The sequence below is a fragment of the Microbacterium sp. genome (assembly GCF_047971895.1).
Taxonomy (GTDB): domain Bacteria; phylum Actinomycetota; class Actinomycetes; order Actinomycetales; family Microbacteriaceae; genus Microbacterium.
In genome coordinates this window covers 33,884-43,369 of the sequence record NZ_JBKEAF010000021.1, presented here as the reverse complement: position 1 = coordinate 43,369, position 9,486 = coordinate 33,884, and the positions used below count along the sequence as shown (strand labels likewise).

The following is a 9,486-nucleotide window of genomic DNA, read 5'->3' as shown; positions in this document are numbered from 1 at the left end:
TCTTCTCGCGCGATACGGAGCGTCACACGGGGCCTCCGTCGGCTCGGCCATCCCGCGGGGGCGTGTGGTCGGCGAAGACGGCGAACTCTCGCTGCACCGCCGCAACGGCCTCCTACCGCTCGGCGAGCGGGAGGTCGACGAGGTTCCGGCGGAGTTCCGGCGGATGCCCGGGTCCGTGGGCGCGTCGTCGACATCGTACGAGAACAAGCGCGGCACCCGCCGCATCAGTTTCGCGTCATCGGCGAGAGCATCGTCGCCGACGAGGAGCGGGTCGGCGTGCTCGCCCTCTTCGAACGCGATGACCGCCGGCCGGTCGCCGGTCGAGCGCCACCGGGTGCCTGAGGCTGACAAGGAGTGAGGCCTCCCCGGCGACCACGGACCGGAATGCGGAAGCCTTGCACACGATCAGGTCCGGCCGGGTCAGTTGACCTCGTCGGGGTGCGAGCTGACGCGGCCCGACCCGTCCGTGTGGTCGAGCGCGTCGATCGCCGCAAGCTCGGCGTCGGTCAGCGTGAAGCCGAGCACGTCGATGTTCTCCTGCAGCCGCTCGCGGCGCACCGACTTGGGGAACACGATGTGCCCCTTCTGCAGGTGCCAGCGGATGACGGCCTGCGCGGGGGTGACGCCGTGCGCCGATGCCGCCTCCGCCACGACGGGCACGCCGAACAGGTCGTACTTACCCTGCCCGAGCGGACCCCACGCCTCGATGCGGATGTCGTGCGCCGCCGCCCACTCGGTGACCGTCCGCTGCTGGTGCGCGGGGTGCAACTCGATCTGGTCGACGACGGGCACGACGCCGGTCGCGGCCACGATCTTCTCCAGATGCGGCACGAGGAAGTTCGACACGCCGATGCTCGTCGCCAGGCCTCGCTCGCGGATGCCGATGAGCTTCTCCCACGCGTGCACGTAGTTGTCCTTCGCGGGGGTCGGCCAGTGCACGAGGTACAGGTCGACACGATCGAGGCCGAGCTTCTCGAGGCTCTCTGCGATCGCGGCGTCGGGCTCGTCGCCGTCGTGCCGGTCGTTCCACAGCTTGGTCGTGACGAACAGCTCGTCGCGCGGGATGCCGCTCGCGGCGATCGCAGCCCCCACGCCCTCCTCGTTGCCGTAGATGGCGGCAGTGTCGATGTGCCGGTAGCCGGTCTCGAGCGCCTCGCTCACCGCCCGCTCGGTCTCGGCTGGCGCCACCTTGAAGACGCCGTAGCCGAGTTGCGGGATCGTGCGACCGTCGTTGAGCGTGATGTTCGGGATCTGAGGCATGACATCCAGCCTAAAAGGCCTCGCCGGCGCGTGCATCACCGGCAGCACCGGCCGTCGTCGCGGCGGAACAGCACGAGCGCGCAGGCCAGCGACAGGGCGATCCACACGATGATGCCGACCCACACCCAACGCTCGAGCGTGCTGCCCTCGACCGCCCAGATGACGAACTCGCGCGCCTGCCGCGAGGGCGTGACGCGCGAGATCGCATCGAGCCAGTCGGCGAACATGATCGGCGGCAGGAACAGCCCGCCGATGAACGCGAGGGCGAACGTGACGATCTGGATGACGGCGATCGCCGCCTTGCATGGCATGGCATGGCGTAGCCGATGAGCATGAACGGCAGCGCCGAGACCCCGAGCGCGACGACCCCGGCGCCGATGCGCAGCGCCGATGCCTCTGCGGCCGTGACGAAGGCCCCGACGGCGATGACCGCCTGCGTCGCGAAGACCGGATCGTCGGCGACCACCCGCTGCGAGACGACGAAGAACAGCAGCGCCAGCGCAGGGAACACCATGGTGCCGATCAACAGCTGCACCCTGCCCGACGAGGGCCGGCGCAGTCCCTGCTACAGCGACAGCATCGGACGGTGCCGGCTGTGGGCGTTGCCGTGTGCCGGTCATGCCTACTTTGCAGAGCGAACTACTTTTCTGAGACAAGTGATTGGCGAGATCGCATCGGATGACGCGGTCGGAGCGTTACGATCGAAGGCTGTGTCTGCGCCAGAACCCGTCATCGCCTATCCCCCGGAGCTGCCCGTCAGCGCCGCGCGGGACGAGCTGGCGCGCGCCATCGCCGAGAACCAGGTCGTGATCGTCGCGGGAGCGACCGGCTCGGGCAAGACCACCCAGCTGCCGAAGATCTGCCTCGAGCTCGGCCGCACTCGCATCGCGCACACGCAGCCGCGCCGCATCGCGGCACGCACCATCGCCGAGCGCATCGCCGAAGAGCTGCAGGTGCCGCTGGGGTCGACCGTCGGGTACAAGGTGCGCTTCACCGACAAGGTCTCGCCCGACACGCGGGTCGCACTGATGACCGACGGCATCCTGCTGAACGAGATCCACCGCGACCGGCTGCTGCGGCGGTACGACACGATCATCATCGACGAGGCGCACGAGCGGTCGCTGAACGTCGACTTCCTCCTCGGCTACCTCACGCGGATCCTCCCGAAGCGGCCCGACCTCAAGGTCGTCATCACCTCGGCCACGATCGACCCCGAGAGCTTCGCGAAGCACTTCGACGCGCCGATCGTCGAAGTCTCGGGGCGCACGTACCCGGTCGAGATCCGGTACCGCGTGCCGGCCGCCGATGACGACGTCGACGGCATCGTCGCGGCGCTGCGCGAGCTCGACGGCGAGGCCCCCGGCGATGTGCTCGTGTTCCTGCCGGGTGAGGCCGAGATCAGAGACGCGATGGATGCCGCGCGCGGCATGTACGCGAAAGACGTCGCCCCCACCGAGGTGCTGCCGCTGTACGGGCGGCTCAGCGCCGCCGAACAGCACCGGGTGTTCGAGAAGTCGCGGGTGGCGGGTGTACGCCGGCGCGTGATCCTCGCCACCAATGTCGCCGAGACGAGCCTCACGGTGTCCGGCATCCGGTATGTGATCGACACGGGCACGGCACGCATCTCGCGGTACAGCAACCGCAGCAAGGTGCAGCGTCTGCCGATCGAGGTGATCTCACAGGCATCCGCCCAGCAGCGCTCCGGGCGTGCCGGGCGCACGGCCCCGGGTATCGCGATCCGCCTGTACGCCGAGGACGATTTCGACAAGCGCCCTGCGTACACCGAGCCCGAGATCCTGCGCACGAGCCTCGCATCGGTGATCCTGCAGATGCTGTCGCTCGGCTTCGGCGACATCGCCTCGTTCCCCGTCCTCACTCCCCCCGACTCCCGCGGCGTGCGCTCCGCCCTCGACCTGCTCACCGAGCTCGGCGCGGTGACCGGCGGCACGCTGACATCCCTCGGCCGCGAGCTCTCCCGCCTGCCGATCGACCCCCGTTTCGCACGCATGCTCATCGAGGCGCGGCGCACCGGCGTGCTCCCCGAGGTGATGGCGATCGTCGCCGGCCTGTCGATCCAGGACGTCCGCGAGCGCCCGGAGGACCGGCGCGAGCAGGCGGATGCTTCGCACGCCCGGTTTCGCGACCCGACCAGTGACTTCCTCAGCATCCTGAACCTGTGGAACCACCTGCAGGAGCAGCAGCGCGAGCTCGGCTCCAGCGCGTTCCGCCGCCTGTGCCGGGCAGAGTTCCTCAACTACGTGCGGGTGCGCGAGTGGTTCGACGTGCACCGTCAGCTGCGGTCGCTCCTCGGCAAGACACCTCACACGTCCGACGAGGCGAAGGATGCTGACGCGATCCACAAGGCGATCCTGGCCGGCCTGCTCTCGCACATCGGGGTCGTCGACACACGAACGGTGAGCGCCCCTCGACAGGCGCGGGGAGCAGCAGCGGCGCGGGGAGCAGCAGCGGCTCGGGGAGCAGCGGCGGCGCGGGGAGCGGGAGCGGCAGAGTACCTCGGGGCGCGCGGGACGCGGTTCGCGATCTTCCCCGGATCGGGGCTGCGCAAGAAGCGGCCGCAGGCGGTCATGGCAGCCGAACTGGTCGAGACATCCCGACTGTTCGCCCGCACCGTCGCCGCGATCGACCCGGCCTGGGCCGAGCCGCTGGCCGCAGACCTCGCGAAACGGCAGCTGAGCGACCCGCACTGGTCGAAGGATGCCGGTGCCGCCGTCGCCGCCGAGAAGGTCACGCTGTTCGGTGTCGAGATCATCCCCCGTCGGCGGGTGCAGCTCGCCCGCATCGACCGGCCGCTGGCCCGTGAGCTGTTCATCCGGCACGCGCTCGTCGACGAGGAGTGGCCACTCGGCAGACTCGGGGAACGGAGGCAGGCTGGTAGGGAGCGGAGGCAGGACAGCGGGCAGCGCGGAGGAGACACGCACCTCACCGCGTTCGCCCGACGCAACCTTGAGCTGCGCCGCCGGCTTGAGAGGATCGAAGAGCGCGAGCGCCGCCGGGACATCCTGGCCGGCGACGAGACCATCGTCGCGTTCTACGACGCCCGCATCCCGGCCGACGTGTTCGACGTGCGTTCGTTCGAGACGTGGTGGCGCGATGCCTCGCAGCGCACGCCACGGCTGCTCGACCTGTCCGAGGCCGATCTGCTCGGAGGCGACCCCCACTCTCCAAGCCTGGCGAGGGGCGACGACTTCCCGATGCGCTGGCACCAGGGCGACCGGGTGCTCACGCTCGCCTACCGCTTCGAGCCGGGCGCTCCCGACGACGGTGTCACAGTCATCGTGCCGCTCGCCCTGCTCGCCCAACTGCACCCCGACGGGTTCGACTGGCAGGTGCCGGGCTTCCGCGACGAGCTGATCGCGGGGCTCCTCCGGGCGTTGCCTAAAGCGATCCGCCGGCATGTCGTGCCCGCCGCCGACTGGGCCGCGAAGCTCGCCGACGAGCTCGACGGCCAGGGGCCGGAATCCCACGACGGGCTGCCCGCACAGAGTCTGCGCGCGGCGCTCGCCGGCCACATCCAGCGCTTCGCGAACCAGCCCGTCACGGCGGGCGATTTCGACATGGAGCGTGTCCCCGGCCACCTGCGCATGTCGTTCCGCGCTGTCGACCAGCGGGGGCGCGCCGCCGGCTCCGACCGCGACCTCGCCGCGCTGCAGCAGCGCCTGGGCGACCGCTCCCGCGATGCCGTGAGCCGTACGGTCTCGGCGACCCCTGGCTCGCTCGCGGACCGGGATCGACCCCGACCATCGGTCGTGGAGCGAGCGAGCGGGACGAAACGCGGCGGTTTCACCGAGCGCACCGGGCTCACCACCTGGGACGTCGGCGACCTCCCCGAGGTCGTCGACACACGCGTCGCCGGAGGCGTCGTGCGCGGCTACCCGGCCCTCGTCGACGAGGGCTCGTCGGTGGCGCTGCGGATCGAGGCCACACCCGACTCCGCGCGTGCGGCGTGGGCCGCAGGCATCCGTCGTCTGGTCTTGCTGTCCACGCCCTCGCCGGGCGCATACGTGCTTGAGCACCTCACCGCCGCCGAGAAGCTCGCGCTGGCGACCTCGCCGTACCAGAGCGCGAAGGCGCTGGTCGAAGACGCCCGCACGGCGGTGGCGGACGTGGTCATCCGCAGGGTCGCACCCGACGCCGTCGTGCGCACACAGGCACGGTTCGAGATGATCCGCGATGCGTTCGCCGCGGCGGTCGTCGACGATCTCTTCGCGACGGTGTCGCTCACGGCGAAGATCCTCGCCCGGGTGCGCGATGTCGAGCGTGCGCTGAAGCAGCAGACCAGCATGGCGCTGCTGGGCCCGCTCGGAGACCTGCGCGGGCAGCTCGCCGGCCTGCTGTTCCCCGGATTCGTCTCACACACCGGCATCGCCCGGCTGGCGCACTATGAGCGCTACCTCGAGGGCATGCTCGTGCGCCTGCAGGGGCTCGCCGACGATGCCGGACGCGACCGCGCCCGGCTCACGGAGTTCGAGCGCGCCGCAGCCGCCTACGCCGAGGCCGGTGGGAAGCTGCCGCCCGAGGCCGGGACGCCCGCCGCGCTCGTACACGCGCGCTGGCTGCTGGAGGAGTACCGCATCAGCCTGTTCGCGCAGCGCCTCGGGACCGCAGAGCCCGTGTCGCTGCAGCGCATCACGAAAGCGCTCGCCGCCTGATTCGCCGTCGGTCGTCGCCCACGGCGACGGGCCGCCCCGGCGTGTTCGACCACGCGCTCCACGAGCCCGGATAGATCGCCGCGTCGATGCCCAGCTCGGCGAGCACCAGCGCCGTGTGCGCGGCGGTGACGCCCGAGCCGCAGTACGCCGCGACGGGCACGCCCGGCCTCGCGCCGACCCGGGCGAACGCGGCGCTCAGTGCTGCGGCGTCCCGCACTCTTCCGGTGTCGTCCACGAGCGCGGTCAACGGCACGTTGACGGCTCCCGGGATGTGTCCGGGGATCGGATCGATCGGTTCGATATCGCCTCGGAAGCGCTCGGCGGTGCGCGCATCGATGAGCACTCCCGCTGCCGGGAACGCCGCCGCCTGATCGATGTCGAGCGTGCCGGCGGTCGCGTCGGTCAGCGTCACCGAGCCCGGAGCGGGTGTGACCTCGCCAGCCTCGACCGGCAGCCCGGCGGCCCGCCATGCGGCGAGTCCGCCGTCGAGCACACGCACCTCGATGCCGGCACGGCGCAGCAGCCACCAGGCCCGCGCAGCAGCCACCCCGTTCGCATCGTCGTACGCGACGACGACATCGCCGTCGTCGAGGCCCCAGCGCCGGGCGGCGGACTGAAGGTCCGTCGTCGCGGGAAGGGGATGCCGCCCCTCGTCGGGGCGGCCGTGGCGCGACAGCTCGTGCTCGAGGTCGACCCACACGGCACCCGGCAGATGCCCGTCGAGATGGGCGGCGTGCCCATCGGGCTCGGCGAGCGACCAGCGCACGTCGAGGAGCCTCGGGGGCGGGCTCGCGGCGACCAGGCGGGCGAGCTCGGCGACGGAGACGAAGTGCTGCATCCCCCCATCCTGCCCCGGCGACGGGCGCATCATGCGACGTAACGCACGTACACACGGCGACACTCCGGGAGTATGCGGATGCCGGCGAATCGCTGCTGCTCATGCAGTCGTCACCGTTCGGGGAAGAGCTCGAGCGCATCGCCACGGAGGTATTCCCCCGCGCACACGGCTCACACGAAGACCTCGTGGCCGATCCCGACATCGTCTACGTCTCGACCCCGCACCCCCTGCACGCGGACAACGCGATCCTCGCGCCCGAGGCGGGCAAACACGCGCTCGTCGAGAAGCCGTTCGCACTCAACGCCGCCGAGGCAGCCAGGGTGCACGATGCCGCCGCCGAACGCGGGCTGCTGACGATGGAGGCGGTGCGTCGCCGGATCGGGCTGCGTTACCCCAGTGAGGGACTCTAGTGATGCGTGGCCTGAACCTTGCGCAGCTGCACGAGCACCTGCGTCCGAAGCTCGGCGGGCGCCGTCTCCTTGCACGCGCGCGCGACGACCTCGGTGAGGGTGCTGGCCACCAGCGCCTCGTCGCGGCACTCGGGACAGTTGTCCAGGTGCTCGCGGATGTCAGAGTGCTCCGTGCTGCAGATCTCCCTGCGCAGATACTCCTCCAGGTCTTTCCTGGCCTTCTCGCAACCGCAGTCGCTCATTTCCTGCTCCTCGGGCGTTCCGGCGCGGCGGCGGAGATGATGCCCCGCTCCTGCGCATACTCGGCCAGCAACTCACGAAGCATGCGCCTGCCGCGGTGCAGGCGGCTCATGACCGTGCCGATGGGGGTCTTCATGATGTCCGCGATCTCCTGGTAGGCGAAGCCCTCGACATCGGCGAGGTACACCGCAAGGCGGAAGTCCTCTGGCAGGGCCTGCAGCGCGTCCTTGACGACAGAGGCGGGCATGTGGTCGATCGCCTCGGCCTCGGCGGATCGGCTGCTGGTGGCGGTGGTCGACTCTGCGCCGCCCATCTGCCAGTCCTCCAGCTCGTCGATCGTGCCCTGGTAGGGTTCGCGCTGCTTCTTGCGATACGTGTTGATGTACGTGTTGGTCAGGATGCGGTACAGCCACGCCTTCAGGTTCGTACCCTGGGTGAAGGTGTGCCACGAGGCGAACGCCTTCAGGAACGTCTCCTGCACGAGGTCGGCGGCGTCGGCCTGGTTGCGCGTCATGCGCATCGCCGCACCGTACAGCTGGTCCATGAACGGCAGCGCCTGCTCCTCGAACTCTCCGCGCGCGCGAACGGCGGGATCGGCGGGCGGCGCGTCGAGTGCGTCGTCAGTCATCGCCGCCCAGTCTAAGGTCGGCCGATCCAGTACCGCAGTCATCCGGCTCCCTCCTCGCACGCGGCTGCGCCGCACACCCCACGCGATGCTCCCGCGCACGGGGTTCACTAGGGTAGAACCCGATGACTGCCGCCCGGTATTCCCCCGCCAGTGACTGGCCTGCTCCCACTGCACACGAAGCGCTGCGGGCGACCCTGACCGTGCCCGGGTCGAAGTCACTGACCAACCGCGAGCTCATCCTCGCCGCCCTCGCCGACGGGCCGGGTGTGCTGCGCTCCCCGCTGCGGTCGGACGACTCCGACCGCATGTCCGATGCGCTGCGGCTGCTGGGCGTCGACGTCGTCACGACCGATGACGACGACCTGGTCATCACGCCCCCGTCCGTCTTCACCGGCGGCGTCACCGTCGACTGCGGGCAGGCCGGCACCGTCATGCGCTTCGTCGCGCTGCTGGCAGGCCTGGCCCGCGGCGACGTCGTGCTGACGGCCCACGAGACGGCACTGCACCGGCCGATGGGCGAGCTCATCAAGGCGCTGCGCGACCTCGGCGTCGACGTCGACGACGGCGGCAACTGGGCTCTGCCGTTCACCGTGCGCGGGCACGGCCAGATCCGCGGCGGTGCGGTCGAGATCGACGCGTCGATGTCGAGCCAGTTCGTCTCCGCGCTGCTGCTGGCAGCGCCGCGCTTCGACGTCGGTCTGCACCTCGTGCACACCGGCGACCGGCTGCCGAGCCTTCCGCACATCGACATGACCATCGAGGCGCTGTCGCGCCGCGGCGTACACGTGGAGCGACCGGCCGCGAACGAGTGGGTGGTGGCCGCCGGCCCGATCCGCGCGAAGGACATCGCGATCGAGCCCGACCTGTCGAACGCGGCGCCGTTCCTCGCGGCGGCGATGGTGGCCGGCGGCGCGGTGACCATCACCGACTGGCCGGCCCACTCGACTCAGCCCGGCGCGTTGCTGACCGACATCCTCGTCGTCATGGGCGCGAAGGTCGGCCGCCGCGGCGGTGCGCTCACGGTCACGGGCGGCGCAGGCATCCAGGGTGTCGACCTCGACCTCTCCGCCGCCGGCGAGCTCGCCCCCACGCTGGTCGGGCTGGCCGCGCTCGCCGACGCGCCGTCGACGTTCCACGGCATCGGGCACATCCGCCGGCACGAGACCGACCGCATCGCGGCGCTGATCCGCGAACTGCGCGGACTCGGCGGCGAAGCGCACGAGCTCGAGGACGGCATCCGTGTCGTCCCCCGGCCGCTGCGCGGCGGCCTCTGGCACACCCACCACGATCACCGCATGGCGACGACGGGCGCCCTCATCGGCCTGGCCGTCGACGGCGTGCGCATCGACGACATCGGTACGACGGCGAAGACCATGCCGCAGTTCCCCGGCCTGTGGGCGCAGATGCTCGCAGGAGCATCGGATGCTGCGGCCTGAAGGA

The 9,486-nt window shown here is 70.8% G+C and carries 9 protein-coding genes; 4 read left to right on the top strand and 5 right to left on the bottom strand.

Annotated elements, in window-relative coordinates:
• A partial coding sequence (locus tag ACK5IN_RS02690) for a hypothetical protein (protein WP_416894687.1) occupies window positions 1-358 on the top strand: 358 nt, incomplete at its 5' end.
• A gap of 62 nt (window positions 359-420) precedes the next feature.
• Here ACK5IN_RS02690 and ACK5IN_RS02685 read toward each other — a convergent pair.
• Window positions 421-1,260 (bottom strand): aldo/keto reductase, encoded by an 840-nt coding sequence (locus ACK5IN_RS02685; protein ID WP_416894686.1) that lies wholly within the window; start codon window positions 1,258-1,260, stop codon window positions 421-423.
• A gap of 35 nt (window positions 1,261-1,295) precedes the next feature.
• The gene (locus ACK5IN_RS02680) at window positions 1,296-1,571 is read right to left on the bottom strand and encodes a hypothetical protein (protein WP_416894685.1); all 276 of its coding nucleotides are present in this window, start codon (window positions 1,569-1,571) and stop codon (window positions 1,296-1,298) included.
• Window positions 1,572-1,970: 399 nt separating this feature from the next.
• Here ACK5IN_RS02680 and hrpA point away from each other — a divergent pair, with 399 nt between their 5' ends.
• The gene (hrpA, locus tag ACK5IN_RS02675; RefSeq protein WP_416894684.1) at window positions 1,971-5,930 is read left to right on the top strand and encodes an ATP-dependent RNA helicase HrpA; all 3,960 of its coding nucleotides are present in this window, start codon (window positions 1,971-1,973) and stop codon (window positions 5,928-5,930) included.
• On the opposite strand, the gene ACK5IN_RS02670 is transcribed toward hrpA, so the two are convergent.
• Window positions 5,908-6,768, bottom strand: a complete 861-nt coding sequence (locus ACK5IN_RS02670; RefSeq protein WP_416894683.1) for a sulfurtransferase — start codon at window positions 6,766-6,768, stop codon at window positions 5,908-5,910. The genes hrpA and ACK5IN_RS02670 overlap by 23 nt on opposite strands.
• A gap of 185 nt (window positions 6,769-6,953) precedes the next feature.
• Between ACK5IN_RS02670 and ACK5IN_RS02665 the strand changes: the two genes are divergently transcribed.
• Entirely contained in the window at window positions 6,954-7,178 is a 225-nt protein-coding gene (locus tag ACK5IN_RS02665; protein WP_416894682.1) for a Gfo/Idh/MocA family protein, read from the top strand.
• Here the strand turns inward: ACK5IN_RS02665 and ACK5IN_RS02660 are convergent.
• Window positions 7,175-7,420, bottom strand: a complete 246-nt coding sequence (locus tag ACK5IN_RS02660; protein WP_416894681.1) for a zf-HC2 domain-containing protein — start codon at window positions 7,418-7,420, stop codon at window positions 7,175-7,177. The genes ACK5IN_RS02665 and ACK5IN_RS02660 overlap by 4 nt on opposite strands.
• Window positions 7,417-8,088 carry a sigma-70 family RNA polymerase sigma factor gene (locus ACK5IN_RS02655; protein WP_416894680.1) on the bottom strand — a complete coding sequence of 224 codons (672 nt, stop codon included), beginning with the start codon at window positions 8,086-8,088 and terminating at the stop codon, window positions 7,417-7,419. The genes ACK5IN_RS02660 and ACK5IN_RS02655 overlap by 4 nt, the downstream gene beginning before the upstream one ends.
• Window positions 8,089-8,168: 80 nt before the next feature.
• Between ACK5IN_RS02655 and aroA the strand changes: the two genes are divergently transcribed.
• Entirely contained in the window at window positions 8,169-9,482 is a 1,314-nt protein-coding gene (aroA, locus tag ACK5IN_RS02650; RefSeq protein WP_416894679.1) for a 3-phosphoshikimate 1-carboxyvinyltransferase, read from the top strand.
• Window positions 9,483-9,486: the final 4 nt, after the last annotated feature.

Bases quoted from the DNA above. Each gene is read 5' to 3' on its own strand.
- aroA (WP_416894679.1), top strand. From the start codon at position 8,169: ATGACTGCCGCCCGGTATTCCCCCGCCAGTGACTGGCCTGCTCCCACT.
- ACK5IN_RS02680 (WP_416894685.1), bottom strand. From the start codon at position 1,571: ATGCCATGCAAGGCGGCGATCGCCGTCATCCAGATCGTCACGTTCGCC.
- ACK5IN_RS02660 (WP_416894681.1), bottom strand. From the start codon at position 7,420: ATGAGCGACTGCGGTTGCGAGAAGGCCAGGAAAGACCTGGAGGAGTAT.
- ACK5IN_RS02685 (WP_416894686.1), bottom strand. From the start codon at position 1,260: ATGCCTCAGATCCCGAACATCACGCTCAACGACGGTCGCACGATCCCG.
- ACK5IN_RS02655 (WP_416894680.1), bottom strand. From the start codon at position 8,088: ATGACTGCGGTACTGGATCGGCCGACCTTAGACTGGGCGGCGATGACT.
- ACK5IN_RS02670 (WP_416894683.1), bottom strand. From the start codon at position 6,768: ATGCAGCACTTCGTCTCCGTCGCCGAGCTCGCCCGCCTGGTCGCCGCG.